This window comes from Streptomyces sp. NPDC001507 (assembly GCF_042894765.1).
In the GTDB taxonomy this organism is placed as follows: Bacteria; Actinomycetota; Actinomycetes; order Streptomycetales; family Streptomycetaceae; genus Streptomyces.
This window is the reverse complement of the sequence record NZ_JBIAVV010000017.1, coordinates 123,707-138,303: the sequence shown is the minus strand read 5'-3', so window position 1 is coordinate 138,303 and position 14,597 is coordinate 123,707. Positions and strand designations below refer to the sequence as shown.

11 protein-coding genes and 1 pseudogene are annotated in these 14,597 nt (G+C 73.1%); 4 read left to right on the top strand and 8 right to left on the bottom strand.

Features of this window, described 5'->3' with window-relative positions:
* Positions 1–116 precede the first annotated feature (116 nt).
* The 5 genes and pseudogenes from ACFY0K_RS42560 to ACFY0K_RS42540 form a co-directional block, all read right to left on the bottom strand.
* Positions 117–3,107, bottom strand: coding sequence for an AAA family ATPase (locus ACFY0K_RS42560; protein WP_390644418.1), 2,991 nt, complete (start codon positions 3,105–3,107; stop codon positions 117–119).
* A 34-nt stretch (positions 3,108–3,141) separates the two neighbouring features.
* Positions 3,142–4,305, bottom strand: a complete 1,164-nt coding sequence (locus ACFY0K_RS42555) for an exonuclease SbcCD subunit D (RefSeq protein WP_390644417.1) — start codon at positions 4,303–4,305, stop codon at positions 3,142–3,144.
* Between the two features lie 227 nt (positions 4,306–4,532).
* Positions 4,533–5,291 (bottom strand): annotated as a pseudogene (locus ACFY0K_RS42550) (cupin domain-containing protein); the annotation flags it as partial.
* Complete coding sequence (locus ACFY0K_RS42545; RefSeq protein ID WP_390644416.1) at positions 5,285–6,211, bottom strand: PmoA family protein; 927 nt, start codon at positions 6,209–6,211, stop codon at positions 5,285–5,287. The gene ACFY0K_RS42545 and the pseudogene ACFY0K_RS42550, both read right to left, overlap by 7 nt.
* Positions 6,208–7,326: a Gfo/Idh/MocA family protein gene (locus tag ACFY0K_RS42540; RefSeq protein WP_390644415.1), complete on the bottom strand. Its 1,119-nt coding sequence runs from the start codon at positions 7,324–7,326 to the stop codon at positions 6,208–6,210. Before ACFY0K_RS42540 ends, ACFY0K_RS42545 begins: the two co-directional genes overlap by 4 nt.
* 387 nt (positions 7,327–7,713) lie before the next feature.
* Here ACFY0K_RS42540 and ACFY0K_RS42535 point away from each other — a divergent pair, with 387 nt between their 5' ends.
* Positions 7,714–8,082 carry a LacI family DNA-binding transcriptional regulator gene (locus ACFY0K_RS42535; RefSeq protein ID WP_390644414.1) on the top strand — a complete coding sequence of 123 codons (369 nt, stop codon included), beginning with the start codon at positions 7,714–7,716 and terminating at the stop codon, positions 8,080–8,082.
* Between the two features lie 99 nt (positions 8,083–8,181).
* The gene (locus tag ACFY0K_RS42530; RefSeq protein WP_390644413.1) at positions 8,182–10,038 is read left to right on the top strand and encodes a glycosyl hydrolase family 28-related protein; all 1,857 of its coding nucleotides are present in this window, start codon (positions 8,182–8,184) and stop codon (positions 10,036–10,038) included.
* Between the two features lie 94 nt (positions 10,039–10,132).
* Here ACFY0K_RS42530 and ACFY0K_RS42525 read toward each other — a convergent pair whose 3' ends face one another.
* Genes ACFY0K_RS42525 through ACFY0K_RS42515 form a run of 3 tightly spaced genes read right to left on the bottom strand, consistent with a single transcriptional unit; the run spans position 10,133 to position 12,074 of the window.
* The gene (locus ACFY0K_RS42525; RefSeq protein WP_390644412.1) at positions 10,133–10,759 is read right to left on the bottom strand and encodes a YigZ family protein; all 627 of its coding nucleotides are present in this window, start codon (positions 10,757–10,759) and stop codon (positions 10,133–10,135) included.
* Positions 10,760–10,782: 23 nt separating this feature from the next.
* The gene (locus ACFY0K_RS42520; RefSeq protein ID WP_351961279.1) at positions 10,783–11,340 is read right to left on the bottom strand and encodes a histidine phosphatase family protein; all 558 of its coding nucleotides are present in this window, start codon (positions 11,338–11,340) and stop codon (positions 10,783–10,785) included.
* Positions 11,337–12,074 carry a hypothetical protein gene (locus tag ACFY0K_RS42515; RefSeq protein ID WP_390644411.1) on the bottom strand — a complete coding sequence of 246 codons (738 nt, stop codon included), beginning with the start codon at positions 12,072–12,074 and terminating at the stop codon, positions 11,337–11,339. The genes ACFY0K_RS42520 and ACFY0K_RS42515 overlap by 4 nt, the downstream gene beginning before the upstream one ends.
* A gap of 205 nt (positions 12,075–12,279) precedes the next feature.
* Between ACFY0K_RS42515 and ACFY0K_RS42510 the strand changes: the two genes are divergently transcribed.
* The gene (locus ACFY0K_RS42510; protein ID WP_390644410.1) at positions 12,280–12,693 is read left to right on the top strand and encodes a CoA-binding protein; all 414 of its coding nucleotides are present in this window, start codon (positions 12,280–12,282) and stop codon (positions 12,691–12,693) included.
* A 229-nt stretch (positions 12,694–12,922) separates the two neighbouring features.
* Positions 12,923–14,560: an APC family permease gene (locus tag ACFY0K_RS42505; RefSeq protein WP_390644409.1), complete on the top strand. Its 1,638-nt coding sequence runs from the start codon at positions 12,923–12,925 to the stop codon at positions 14,558–14,560.
* Positions 14,561–14,597 lie beyond the last annotated feature (37 nt).

The following is a 14,597-nucleotide window of genomic DNA, read 5'->3' as shown; positions in this document are numbered from 1 at the left end:
TGGCGGTCGGCGCCCAGCGTGAAGTCGCCTGGGAAACTGCCCGTAAGGGGCGCGGGGAACTGACGGCCGGCCTCCGCCGGCCCGCGGTGAACGAACCGCGCCCAGCGGGGCGCTTCTCAGACCCCGCGCTGCCGCAGGGTCGAGCCCGTTCTCCCCTTCGAGACCTCCAGCTGGGCATGGACCCGGCGGCGCAGGTCGGCGACGTGGCTGACGATGCCGACGCTTCGGTCGCGTTCGCGGAGGGAGTCCAGGACGTCGAGGACCTCGTCGAGGGTCTGGTCGTCGAGGCTGCCGAAGCCCTCGTCGATGAAGAGGGTGTCGAGGCGGACGCCGCCCGCCTCGTCGGTGACGACGTCGGCGAGGCCGAGGGCGAGCGCGAGGGAGGCGAAGAAGGTCTCGCCGCCGGAGAGGGTGGCGGTGTCCCGTTCGCGTCCGGTCCAGGCGTCGACGACGTGCAGTCCCAGACCACTGCGGCCGCGTCCGGTGCGGTCGTCGGAGTGGACCAGGGTGTAGCGGCCGGACGACATGCGCCGCAGGCGGACGGTCGCGGCGGCGGCTACCTGTTCGAGGCGGGCGGCGAGGACGTACGACTCCAGGCGCATCCTGCGTTCGTTGTCGGCGGAGGTGCCCGCGGTGAGGCCGGCCAGGCGGGCGACCCGGTCGTACTCCTCACGCAGCGGCGCCAGTTGCCGGACGCCCGCGGTGGCGCGGGCGGAGAGCCGGTCGAGTTCGGCGCAGCTGCGGGCGGCCCGGTCGCGGGCGGAGGCGGCCTCGCGCAGGCGCTGGGCGGCCAGGGCGGCGGTGCGCTCCGCCGTGCCGAGGTCGGCGGGCGGTCGCTGGGCTGCGGCCGCGGTGTCGGCCTCCGCGAGGACGGCACGCACCGCGGCCTCCTCGGACTGCCACTGGTCCAGGCGCCGTTGGAGTTCGCGGTGGGCGGTGTCGTCGAGGAGGGCGGCGGCCGCGGCCTGCGGGGTGTCGAACCCGGCGCGGTAGGCGGCGTCGGCGAGCCGCGCGTCGGTGTCCTTCAGGTGCCGGGCGGTCTCCTCGCCGGCGCGCGCGGTGTCGGCGGCGTCGGTGAGCAGTGCCACCTGCCGTTCCAGCTGCGCGGCCCGTGCGGACACGCTGGCGGCGTTCCCCCGGGCCTGGGCCAGCTCCTCTTCGAGGGCCGCGAGTTCCCTGTCGAGACCCTCACGGCGGGTGAGCCGTGCGACGGCCCGGACCTCGGCCTGCTGCCGCCCGGCGAGCCGGTGCTCGCGCTCCTGCTCGGCCAGCCGCAGCTCCTCGTGCGCCGCGTGCAGGACGGACCCGGCCCGCCGGGCCTGGACGTACTCCCGTTCCAGCTCCTCGGCCTGGGAGGCGAGTTGCTCGGTCGGCGTGTCGCCCGCCTCGGCGGTGGCGGCGGCCAGGGCCTCGCGTGCGGCGGCCAGCCGCCGTTCGTCCCGGGCGCGCTGCTCGTCGGCGCGCTGCACGGCGGCGAGCGCGCGCTCCTCGGCCTCGCGGTCGACGTGACCGGCGAACTTCTCGGCCGGCGCCGGGTGTTCGGTGGCCCCGCAGACCGCGCACGGCTCTCCCTCGGCCAGCTGAGCGGCGAGCTCGGCGGCGATGCCGTTCAGCCGCTGTTCCTTGAGGTCGAGCCAGTGCGTCCGCGCGTCGACGGCATGCTGCGCGGAGGCGAGGGCGGCGCGCTGGGCCTCGTCGGTGTCCCGGCCCAGCTCGTCCCGGAGCCGCGCCGCCGCCACGCGCCGCCGGGCGGGGTCGCGCTGTACGGCGAGCTGCTCGGCGCGGGTCGCTGCCTCCTGGGCGGCGTCGACACGGGCCTGCAGTCCGGCGCGCCGGGTGTCCCAGCCGGCGAGCCAGCCCGCGGCCTCGCGCAGTGTGTCCTCGTCGTCCCGCTCCTGCCGGTCGAGCCGGTCCCGCTCGTCGGCGGCCTCGGCGAGCCGTCGCTCGGCCCGGCGGGCGGACTCCAGCCCGCCCAGCTCCTCTGCGGCCCGGCGGGCGGCGGCTGCGAGCCCCGCCGCACCGGCTTCGGCGAGGCTCTCCGGCAGCAGCGCCCGCGCGCGCAGCTCGGCGCCGGAAGCCCTGCGGTGCTCCTCCTCGGCGGCCTCCCGCAGCTCCAGCGCCGGCGCCACCGTTTCCGCCTTGCGGGCCCGCTCCATCCGCGCCTGCGCCGCCCGGTGGTCCCCGGCGCGCTCCTCCAGCCGTACGGCCCGCTGCCGGGCCTCTGCGAACCGGGCCTGCAGCCGGGCCAGTTCGCGTGCTTCGGCCAGCGCGCGGTCGGCGGCGACCTGGGCGGACTCGGCGGCGGTGAGCCGGCAGTGGGCGACGGCGAGGCGCTCCCGCGCGGTGCTGCGGGCCACGGCCGCGGCGGCGAGGACGGCCTCGGCCAGGCCGGGCTCGCCCGGGGCCAGCTCCGGCAGCTCCATCGCGTCGCCGGCCTCCTGCTGCATGCGGTGCGCGTCGGCCAGCAGCGCGGAGTCGCCGTCCCGGACCCGGGCCTCGGCAGTCTTCCGGCGTTCGGCGAGGCGCTTCTCGACGTCGGCGAAGCGCTGGGTGTCGAAGAGCCGGCCGAGCAGCTGGCCGCGGGCACCGGCGTCGGCGCGCAGGAAGCGGGCGAAGTCGCCCTGGGGCAACAGGACGACCTGGCAGAACTGCTCGCGGCTCATGCCGAGCAGCTGGGTGATCTCCTCGCCGATCTCCTGGTGGGAGCGGCTGAGGTCCTTCCAGGCGCGGACGGTCACGTCGTACTCGCGCAGCCAGGTCTGGGCCTTGTCCAGGGTGGTGCCCGCTCCGCGCTTCTTGGGGCGCTCCCAGGGCGGCTGCCGGGTGATCTCCAACCGGCGTCCGGCGACGGTGAGTTCGAGGCGGACCTCGGTGCGGGTGGCGGGGTCGGCGTGGTCGCTGCGCAGGGTGAGGCCCTGGCCGCTCTGGCGGGCGCCGGGGACGGTGCCGTAGAGGGCGTAGCAGACGGCGTCCAGGACGGAGGTCTTTCCGGCGCCGGTCGGGCCGTGCAGGAGGAAGAGACCGGCGGTGGAGAGCGCGTCGAAGTCGACGCTCTGGGAGCCGCCGAAGGGTCCGAACGCGGTGATGTCGAGCCGGTGGAGCCTCACGCGGCCGCCTCCCCGCAGGGGCTCGGGTGCGCTGTCACCGGGCCACCTCGCGTACCGCGCCGTCCGCGCGCACCGCGTCGAACGCCTCGCCCAGGACGGCCAGTTCGTGTTCGTCGGGGCCCGCGCCGCGCACGTGGGCGACGAAGTCCTCGGCGATCTGCCGGTCGGTGCGGCCGGCCAGGCGGCGGGCGTAGGAGACGTCGGGGTCGTCCGGGGCGCGGTCGGGGTCGAAGACCAGGCTGAGGGTGTGCGGGAACCGGTCGGTGAGGCGGGCCATGGGGTCTGCGGGGCGGACCGGGTCGGTGAGGGTGGCCTCGACCCAGGCGCCCTCGTGGGGGGTGAGGGCGGGGTCGGCGAGGAGGTCGTCCAGGGTGCCGCGGAGGCGGGCCAGCGGGCGTGGGACCGGGCAGTCGAGGCGTTCGGCGGTGACCGTGCCGTCGGCGGCGAGGTCGACGAGCCACATGCTCTTGCGGTGGTCGGCCTCGGAGAAGGAGTACGCCAGCGGGGAGCCGGAGTAGCGGACGCGCCCGGTGATGGTCTGGCAGCCGTGCAGGTGGCCGAGGGCCACGTAGTCGACGCCGTCGAAGACGCCGGCCGGGACGGCGGCGACGCCGCCGACCGTGATGTCCCGTTCGCTGTCGCTGGGCTCGCCGCCGGTGACGAAGGCGTGCGCGAGGACGACGGAGCGGGCGCCGGCCGGACGGGCCGCGAGGTCGGCGCGGACCCGGTCCATGGCGGCGGCCAGCACCGTCTCGTGCCCGGCCCGTTCGACCGCGAACTCATCCTTCACCAGGGCCGGTTCGAGATACGGCAGGCCGTAGAACGCGACGTCCCCGTGGGCGTCGGCGAGCACGACCGGGGTGCCGCAGGCCGACGGTTCGGTGCGCAGGTGGATGCCGGCGCGGTCGATGAGTCCGGCGCCGACGCCCAGGCGGCGGGCGGAGTCGTGGTTGCCGGAGATCATCACCGTGGGCACGCCGAGGTCGGCGAGCCGGTGCAGGGCGTCGTCGAACAGCTCGACCGCGGCGAGCGGAGGTACCGCGCGGTCGTAGACGTCTCCTGCCACCACCACGGCGTCGACGGCGTGCTCGCGCACGGTCGTGACGAGGTGGCCGATGAACTCGGACTGGGCGTCCAGCATGTTGACGCGGTGGAAGGCCCGGCCCAGATGCCAGTCGGAAGTGTGCAGGATCCTCATGAAACCACCCCGACCTGCACCCTTACCCCTATTGCACCTATATGACCCGCATGAACCGGCACGGGGACTCCCCGGCAACGCCTGCCACGCTAACGCATATCACCCCCTGATCCACCACGGACCTCACGTTCCCTGGCTCCGGACGCCATCGGCGGGCATGCCGAGGTCACCTCATCCTTTCCCCGGACTTCCTGACGCCCCCCCTCGATCCCCCCGGGCCTCGGTTGTTCGCCGCCGTAGGGGAGCGTCGTCCCCGGCAGGTCGTACTCGTCGCGGCGGCCGCACATCCCGAACCCCCCGAGCCGGGTGGGCGCGGCCTCGTACGCGGTCGCCTCGCCGAGGTACGACGCCTCGCCCGCCTGCAGCGCGTCCAGTTGGGCGCCCGTGCGCTCGGCGGCGGCGAGCGCACCGGCCCGCCACAGCTCACGCCAGCGCGGCACCTTCGCGCGCACCAGCCGGGCGGCGGCCCGCTGGAACTCCGCGTACGGGCCGCCGTCCCCGGCGGCCAGCGCCTCCCGCAGGACGAGGTAGCCCTCGACGGCGAGGTCCCGGCGCCTGCGGGCGGCCCGCTCCGCCTCGGCTCCGGTGCCCGGTGGCAGCGTCGCCGCGGCGGCGTACCGTTCGGGATCGGCGAGCACCTCGGGCGGGAAGGTGAAGACGGCGTCCCCGGCCTCCGGCAGTCCGCCGTTCTGCATCAGCACGGTGATGCGCAGGCCGCCGCCCTGCACCATGCGGTGCACGGTGCCCGGGGTGAACCAGGCGACGGACCCGGGCTCCAGCGGGATGTCCCGGTAGCCGTCCGGGCTGAGCGTCTGCACGGCGCCCCGGCCGCCGGTGACGACGTACGCCTCGGTGCACACCAGGTGCAGGTGCGGGCTGCCGCCGCAGACCCCGTCGGCGGCCGCCCATGCGTAGGCGCTGAGGTGGGACAGGCCGATGGCGCCGGGCAGCGGGTGCGCGAGCGCCGGCTCCGGTGCGCTCACCACGGCAGGCTCGCCAGGTGGCCGGCGACGCGGTCGGCGTCCCAGGCGCCGTCGGCGAAGACGATCCGGTACCGGTAGGCGAAGGACTCCCCCGGCGGCAGGTCGAACTCCTCGAAGAACGCCCAGGAGAACGCGGCCGTGGGGATCGGTTCCGCGCGCACGAACCAGTGCGACTCGTGGATCGCCGTCCGTGCGTCGAGGTTCTCGGGCGCGTGGGCGAAGACGATCGTGGAGTGGCCGTCCACCTCGTCGTGCTCGGTGGTGTAGGCGAGCCAGGGGCCCTGGGTGCCCATCAGTTTCTCGGCGCCGGTGACGGAGTCCGGGCCGAACGCGGTGCCGCCGGTGAAGTCACGGGGGCCACGCCACTGGAGCCCGGTGTATCCGGCCATCTCGCGGCCCTCGGTGGTGGGGGAACCGAAGGTCAGCGGCACGTCGCGGACGTTGGTGAGGCGGATGGCCCAGTCGAGCGCCCAGGCGCCGGCCTCCTCGTCGACGGAGTGGACGGTGAGCCCGCGCACCTCCCGCGCCCACTCCGCGCCGCCGTTCTCCACCCAGGTGAGTTCCTCGGTGAAGGAGAACCGGTCGTCCGCGACGGCGAACCCGGTGAATCCGTCGTGCCGCATCGAGCCGACCCGGTCCGGCAGCACCAGGTAACCCTGCCCGTGGACATAGGTGTTGCCGCCCCAGAAGTTCTGCCCGGACAGGTGGCTGGCCGTCATCTGCAGGCCCTTGTGCCAGCGGTGGTCGCTCGGCCGGTAGCCGGTGACGGTGCGGCCCGCGAGCGTGCGCACCGGGTGGGCGTACGGCTTGCGCGCCTCGTACGCCTCCGGGTCGGGACGGTAGACGTACCGCAGGATCTCGGTGCCGTCCGGTGCCTCGACCGCGATGTGCTCGCCGTGGACGTGGCTGACGCGGATGCTCATGCGCGCTCCTCGGTGGGGGCCCAGTGGGGGTGGTCGCCGTGCATGGCTGCGTAGTAGGGGTCGCCGGGGCCGATCTCGCCCGCGTGCACGGGGCGGCCCGTGAACGCCGACTTGTAGAGCGCGGCGGCGAATTCGAGGGTGGCGCGGGCGTCGGGGCCGCTGCCCGGCGGCCGTTCGCCCGCGTCCCAGGCGTCGAGGAGGGCGCCGAGCTGCGCGGTGTGCGAGCTGGGCACGTCCGCCTCCGGGGTGCGCCAGTCGGCGGCGCGTGCGGCGGGGACATGCGGGGCCGGGGTGTAGACCCAGTCCTCGTTGCGGTGCCCGTACAGGTGGGTGAGCTCGACGGTCGCGTCCGCGCAGTCGACACGGATGCGGCTCACCTCCTGGGGCGAGAGCACGCTGTTGACGACGGTGGCCAGTGCACCGTTCGCGAAGCGGACCAGGGCGGTGGACACGTCCTCGCTCTCGGTGTCGTGGACCAGGCGGCCCGCCATGGCCCGGATCTCCGTCCACGGGCCGAGCAGGTGCAGCAGCAGGTCGTACTGGTGGATGCCGTGCCCCATGGTCGGGCCGCCGCCCTCGCTCGCCCAGGTGCCGCGCCACGGCACGGCGTAGTAGGCGGCGTCCCGGTGCCAGGTGGTCTGGCAGTGCGCGACCAGCGGGGCGCCCAGCCCGCCGCCGGTGATCAGCTGCCGGGCGTGTACGGCGCCGGAGCCGTAGCGGTGCTGGAAGACGACGGAGGCGTAGCCGCCGGAGGCCGCCTCGGCGGCGGCGATCTCGTCGTACTCGGCGAGGGACAGGCACAGCGGCTTCTCGCAGAGCACCCAGGCGCCCGCCTTCAGGGCGGCCACCGTCTGCTCGCGGTGAAGGGAGGGGGGTGTGCCGACGAGGACGAGGTCGGGGCGTACGGCGTCGAGCATGTCGTCGACGGAGGTGTAGCCGGCGACGTCGCCGCCGGCGAGTTCCCGGAAGGCGTCGAGGCGGGTCTGGTCGACGTCGACCGCGGCGACCAGTGCGGCACGGTCGGCATGGGCGGTGAGGGCGGGCAGATGGCTGCCGCTGACGATCGAGCCGGTGCCGATCACGGCGACACGGCGGCGGGTCGGGTGTGGGGGCATGCGGTCCTCCATGGAAGTGCCGAGAACCAAGACGCGGAGAAAGCGCTTGCTCTCGGAGGGACCCTAGATGCGGAGGAATGTCAGGACAACCCCCCGCGCGGCGATGACCGGGAGAAGCGGGCGGGGCGGCCCGGCGGCGGCAAGGCAGCAGGGGCGGAGGGGGCCGTTCAATCGGCATGCGCAGGGAACGTGGAAATCACGCAATCCGAATGCCGACTGACCTGATCAAGCCGACTGAAAGTTTTCAACGGTATCTTGTAAGTGGCGCAGGGCACTTGCTAGCTTCCAGCCAGGCCGCAATCCGGCACGCACGACCGCGCACGATCGAGGGCCGGCCCACGGGCGGCGGAGGGAACCGTATGAAGGTCGGTATCGGCGGGGCAGTGGGTGGTGCGGCAGTCCTACACGGTCGAGGGCGGTCAGTCGGCTGCCGTCGCGTTGCTGGCGCGTGGTGCCACCGCGATCGTGGCGGCCAGTGACTACATGGCTCTGGGGGCGATCCGCGGGGCGCGCCGGCAGGGCTGGGAGGTGCCCGGTGACGTGTCGGTCGTCGGCTACGACGGTTCGATGATCATGGACTTCGTGGATCCGCCGCTCACCACCGTCCGCCAGCCCGCCGACCGTCTCGCCGCCGAGGCCGCCCGCAGCGTCCTCGCCCTCCTCGCCCACCGCGACGTACCCGTCGGCGAACTCCTCTTCGACCCCGAACTCGTCATCCGCGCCAGCACCGCACCCCCGTTGCAGGAGCGCGGATGAGGGCGCCGTTCCGAAGGCGCGGCCGTCCTCGGTTCTGCGACGGCACAGCACGGATCGACCCAGCAACGCACACGCGCGGATTACCCGGAGGGACTGTCCATGTCTCGGTTCGTGTTTCTTGGAGTGGCACTGGCGGCGTTGCTCGCAGGTGCCGCGAGTCCTCCTGCCGTCGCGGTGCCGAAGGCGAGGCCGGTGGTGGTCGACGTGGACGACTACGGGGCCGACCCCACGGGCCGGACGGACTCGACGCCGGCCGTCACCGCGGCGCTGCGGCACGCCCGGAGCATCGACCGGCCGGTCCGGATCGTGTTCTCGAAGGGCACCTACCAGCTCTATCCCGAGCGGGCCGAGACGCGTGAGCTCTACGTGTCCAACACCGTCGGCGCCGACCAGCGCTACCGGGACAAGAAGATCGGGCTGCTCATCGAGGACATGCACGACGTCACCGTCGACGGCGGCGGGGCCGAGCTGGTCTACCACGGCCTGCAGACGGCGTTCGCGTCGATCCGCTCCACGAACGTGACCTTCACGGACTTCTCCTTCGACTACGCGGCCCCCGAGGTCGTCGACGCGACGGTCGCCGCCACCGGTGTCACCGACGGGCACGCCTACCGCGTCCTGTCGATACCCGCCGGCAGCCCCTACCGGGTGAACGGCACGCACGTCACCTGGCTCGGCGAGACCAGCCCGGCCACCGGACAGCCGTACTGGTCCGGTGTCGACGGACTCCAGTACACCCAGATCCACGACCCCGCGGCGCAGCGGACCTGGCGCGGGGACAACCCGCTGTTCAACGACGTCGCCTCGGTCACCGACCTCGGCCACCGCCGGATCCGGATCGACTACACCACCGCGGCCCGGCCGGCGGACGCCGGCCTCGTCTACCAGATGCGCAACATCGAGCGGACGGAACCGGGCGCGTTCATCTGGCAGTCGAAGAACGTGACCCTGCGCTCGATGAACGCCTACTACCTGCAGTCCTTCGGCGTGGTCGGGCAGTTCAGCGAGAACATCTCGATCGACAGGGTGAACTTCGCGCCCGATCCGGCGTCCGGCCGCTCCACGGCCTCCTTCGCCGACTTCGTGCAGATGTCCGGCGTCAAGGGGAAGGTCTCGATCACGAGAAGCGTCTTCGACGGCCCGCAGGACGACCCGATCAACATCCACGGCACCTACCTGGAGGTCGTCGGGAAACCCGGCCCGGACACCGTCACCGTCGCCTACGAACACCCGCAGACCGCCGGCTTCCCGCAGTTCGCGCCGGGTGACGAGGTCGAGTTCACCGACAAGCGCACGATGACCCCGCTGACCGACACGCACGCGGTGGTCGCCGCGGTCGACGGGCCGAGCGGCACCGACCACGACAAGTCCCTCACCACGATGACCGTCACCCTCGACCGGCCGGTCCCCGACGGGACCGAGATCAACGGCACGGTCGTCGAGAACGTCACGGCCACCCCGTCGGTCGTCATCTCCCACAACGTGTTCCGCAACGTCCCCACCCGCGGCGTCCTGGTCACCACCCGCAAGCCCGTCCTCATCACCGGCAACCGGTTCGACGGGATGTCCATGGCCAGCATCTACGTCTCCGCCGACGCCTACCAGTGGTACGAGTCGGGTCCCGTCACCGACCTCACGATCCGCGGGAACACCTTCACCCGGCCCACCGGCCCGGTCATCTTCGTGGAGCCGACCAACCAGGTCGTCGACCCGGCGCACCCGGTGCACCACAACATCAAGGTCGAGCAGAACGCGTTCGACATCGGTGACGTCACCGTCGTCGACGCCAAGAGCGTCGGCGGCTTCGCCTTCACCGGCAACACGGTCCGGCGCCTGGACGGCCCGGACCGGCCGCCGTACACCTCACCGCTGTTCGTCTTCCACGGCAGTTCGGGCATCCGCATCGCCGGCAACCACTACGACAAGGGCCTGAACACCTCCGTGGTCGCGGACTGACCGGGACCTCGACCGGGCCCTGCGCGCAGACGCGAGTCGCTGCGGGCGGGGCGCCTGGCCGCCGGTCAGGTCTCCGCACAGGTGTCCTCGGCCGTCACGCGTCCCCGTAGGCCTCCCCGCCCAGGTCGAGGGTGGCGGTGCCCGCCGTCGCGTCGGCGAGCCAGGCGCGGAAGGTGTCCACGTCGGCGTCCGGCAGGCCGATCTCGATGGCGACGGCCTCGCCGTAGCGGACGTCGCGGACCTCGCGGCCGGTGGCGCGCAGGTCGTTCTGGACCTTGCCGGCCCGCTGGTGGTCGACGGTCACCGTGGCCAGCCGGAAGCGGCGCCGGGTGCGGGTGCCGACGGCGTCGAGGGCCCCGCCGACCGCGCCCCCGTAGGCGCGGATGAGGCCACCGGCGCCCAGCTTGACGCCGCCGTAGTAGCGGGTGACGACCGCGACGACGTACCGCATGTCCCGGCGCAGCAGCATCTGGAGCATGGGGACGCCCGCGGTGCCGCCCGGTTCGCCGTCGTCGCTCGCCCGCTGGGTGGCGGCGTCGGCGCCGATGACGTAGGCCCAGCAGTTGTGGGTGGCGTCCGCGTGCTCCCTGCGGACCGCCGCGACGAAGTCCTGGGCCTCCTGCTCGGTGGCCGCCGGGGCGAGGGCGCACAGGAAGCGGGAGCGGTTGACCTCGGTCTCGTGCGTGCCCGCGCGGGCCACTGTGCGGTACTCGTCCTGCATCCGCCCACCCTATGCGGACGCCTTCAGCTCTCCTTTCCCCCCTCCTTGCGGCCCCGGGCCACCGTCACCCCCGTCAGCAGGGCCGTCCCCGGGGCGAGGGCCGCCCAGGTCGTGCCGTGCCAGGCCAGGACGGCGATGGCGGAGGTCGGGAACTTCCTGCGGACCTGCTCCAGGGTGTCGTCGAGGCCGTCGCCCGCGAGGTCGAGGACGAGTTCCTCCAGGCCGGGGTTGTGGCCGACCAGCAACAGCGTCTCCACCTCGGCGGGCACCTCGTGGACGACCGCGAGCAGGTCGGGTACGTCGGCCGCGTACACCCGCGGGTCGTGGCGGACCGGCGGCGGTGTGCCCCACTGGGCGGAGGCCAGCTCCCAGGTCTGCCGGGCGCGTACCGCGGTGGAGCACACCGCGAGGTCGGGCAGGCAGTCGGACGCGGCGAGGGCACGGCCGGCGGCGGGGGCGTCACGGCGGCCGCGGTCCGCGAGCGGGCGCAGGCGGTCCGGGACGCCCTCGGGCCAGGCGGACTTGGCGTGCCGCAGCACGACCAGGCGGCGCAGCGGGCCCGCGCCCGCCCGGGTGATCACGCCGCCCGCCCGAGGTCGCGCGTGAGGTCGAGGGCGAGCAGCCGGTCGGCGTAGGCGCAGGTCTCGAAGCGGGCGCCGTCGGGGATCTCGGGCTGGTCCTCCATCCAGCGCAGCACGCCGAGCACCGCGGGCACGTCGAGGTCGTCCTCCCAGGCGTCCCGGAGGCGTCCCCGAACCTTCTCGGGCACCGGCCGCGAGGGACTGCGCGCCCAGTGCGCCACCGACCGGCGCAGCCTGCCGAGCCGCCGCCCGGCCGCGTCGAGGGCGCCGGCACCGAGGTGGACGGCCGTGCCGCGAGGGGCGTCGAGGAGGGCGAGCCGCAGTGCGGCGGGGTCGTCGAGCGTGCCGAGGACACCCGCGTCGGGGCCGTCGGCGGGGGCGACGGCGACGGTCACGCCGGTCCCGGTACCGGGCGCGGTGCCGCCCGCGGCCGTCACGTGGACGACCTGTGCCTCGCCCAGTCCCGCCGCGAGGTCGCGGCCGTCCTCGAAGGGGCGGATGCCGAGGGTGGTCGCGGCGGCGTGCAGCTCGGCCTGGTGGTGGTCGGCGGTGAGCAGGGGCAGGACGGGGGTGCCGCCGAGTTCCAGTGCGCGCAGCAGCAGGTCGGTGGTGAGCAGGACCCGCAACGCCGTCAGGTCGTACCCGGAGGCGTGGACCTGCACCCGGGTCAGGGCACGGCGGGCGGAGACGGCGGGGACGGTCTCACCGGACTTGGCGTCGAGGATGCGCAGCACGGGCTGAGCGTAGGCGTGCGGCGGGCCGCACGCAGGCACCTTGCGATGATTCAGGTCACCGTGGCGGGACATGCGGGACATGCGACACCCCCTGCCGCGCGGGCTGTCCCGACGGTACTGCGCGGACCCGGTCCGGGCCGGGGAATCAGGCTCCGGCGGCCGCTGTTGCCCACGGCGAATGTTCCCCGAGCCGAGGAGGCCGACGGTGTACGGCGACGAAGCGACGATCCGCAGGATCCTGACCGGGACGGGTGACACCTGGGCGGTGGTCGGCCTGTCGTCCAACCGGGGACGGGCGGCGTACGGAGTGGCGCAGGTGCTGCAGCGGTTCGGCAAGCGGATCGTGCCGGTCCACCCCAAGGCGGAGACGGTGCACGGCGAGCAGGGCTACGCGTCCCTCTCGGAGATCCCCTTCGAGGTCGACGTCGTCGACGTCTTCGTCAACAGCGAGCTGGCCGGCGCGGTCGCGGACGAGGCGGTGGCGAAGGGCGCGAAGGCGGTGTGGTTCCAGCTCGGGGTGGTCGACGAGGCGGCTTACGAGCGGGTGCGGACCGCGGGTCTGGACATGGTCATGGACCGCTGCCCGGCCATCGAAATTCCTCTCCTGGACGGGAACTGAGCCGGATTTGAGGAAGATCTGAGCTTGCCTGTCTTACCCTCTTCTCACCTAACATAACTGAATACGGACATTCTGTGACCCTCACTGACCTGTGCAAAAGCTTTGGCCAAGACAGGAAAGATCGAGGGTCAAATCTTTGGCAACACTCTTCTCGGCCTGCGGCGTGCGCCCTTAAGTTGTGCCCTCTTGCTCGTTAAATCTGCGTTCAGAAACTGAGAGGCCACTTGACATGGTGAGTGTCGAGAAAGCCGCAACGGAGGACATCACTCCTTCGGGCGGTCTGAGGCGGGACGTCGGGCTGATCGGCCTGATGTGGGCCTCTGTGGGCTCGATCATCGGCTCCGGATGGCTGTACGGCGCGCACGACGCGGTGATGCAGGCCGGTCCCTCGGCGATCATCTCGTGGGTGATCGGCGCGGTCGCGATCGTGCTGCTGGCACTGGTGCACGCCGAGCTCGGCGGCATGTTCCCGGTGGCGGGCGGTACGGCCCGTTACCCGCACTACGCGTTCGGCGGCCTGGCCGGCATGTCCTTCGGCTGGTTCTCCTGGCTCCAGGCGGCGACCGTGGCGCCGATCGAGGTCGAGGCCATGATCGGCTACGCCGGTCACTGGAAGTGGGCCCAGGGCTTCCAGCACGCCGACAAGACCCTGACGGCCAGCGGTCTGCTGGTGGCGATCGTCCTCATGGCGGTCTTCGTCGGCGTCAACTTCTTCGGCGTCCGGGCGCTGGCACACACCAACAGCGCCGCGACCTGGTGGAAGATCGCCGTGCCACTGGCCGCGATCTTCATCGTCGCTGCCACCAACTTCCACCCCGCCAACTTCCACTCGGAGGGCTTCGCCCCCTTCGGTGCCAAGGGCGTGCTCGCCGCGATCAGCACCAGCGGCATCATCTTCGCGCTGCTCGGCTTCGAGCAGGCGATCCAGCTGGCGGGCGAGAGCCGCAACCCGAAGAAGGACCTGCCGCGCGCCACGCTCGGCTCGGTCGCGATCGGTGCCGTCATCTACGTCCTGCTCCAGGTCGTGTTCATCGGCGCGCTGTCGCACAGCTCCTTCGCGCACGGCTGGGGCAGCCTGCACTACCCGGGCGACAGCGGTCCGTGGGCCGGCGTCGCCACCATGGTGGGCCTCGGCTGGCTGGCCTGGGTGCTCTACGTGGACGCGATCATCTCCCCCGGCGGCACCGGCCTGATCTACACCACGGCCACCTCCCGCGTCTCCTACGGCCTGGCGAAGAACGGCTACGCGCCGAAGGTGTTCACGCGGACCGACTCGCGCGGTGTGCCGTGGTTCGGGCTCATCATGTCCTTCGTGACCGGCGTGATCTGCTTCCTGCCGTTCCCGAGCTGGCACGAGCTGGTCGGCTTCATCACCTCCGCGAGCGTGCTGATGTACGCGGGCGCCCCGCTGGCGTACGGCGTCTTCGCCGACAAGCTGCCGGGCCTGGAGCGCCCGTACCGGCTGCCCGCCGGCAAGCTGGTCTCGCCGGTGGCGTTCGTGGTGGCCAACCTGATCATCTACTGGGCCGGCTGGGGCACCCTGTGGCGGCTCGGCCTGGCGATCGTCCTCGGCTACCTGCTGCTCGGCAGCTACGCCTGGTACGCCCACAGCAAGAACCTGCCGGACGCGCCCCGGCTGGACTTCAAGGCCGCGCAGTGGCTGCCCGTCTACCTGGTGGGCATGGGCCTGATCTCCTGGCAGGGCGGCTTCGGCGGTCGGGGGAACCTCCCGCTGTGGTGGGACATCGTCGTCATCGCGGCCTTCTCGGTGGTCATCTACTACTGGGCCAGGGCGACCTCGTCCACGGCCGAGGACATCGAGCGCAGCATCGACGAGGTCGTGGTCACGGACGCCCCGGCGCACTGACCCCTCCTCCTCACCCGCGTCCCGTCAGCCACGGTGG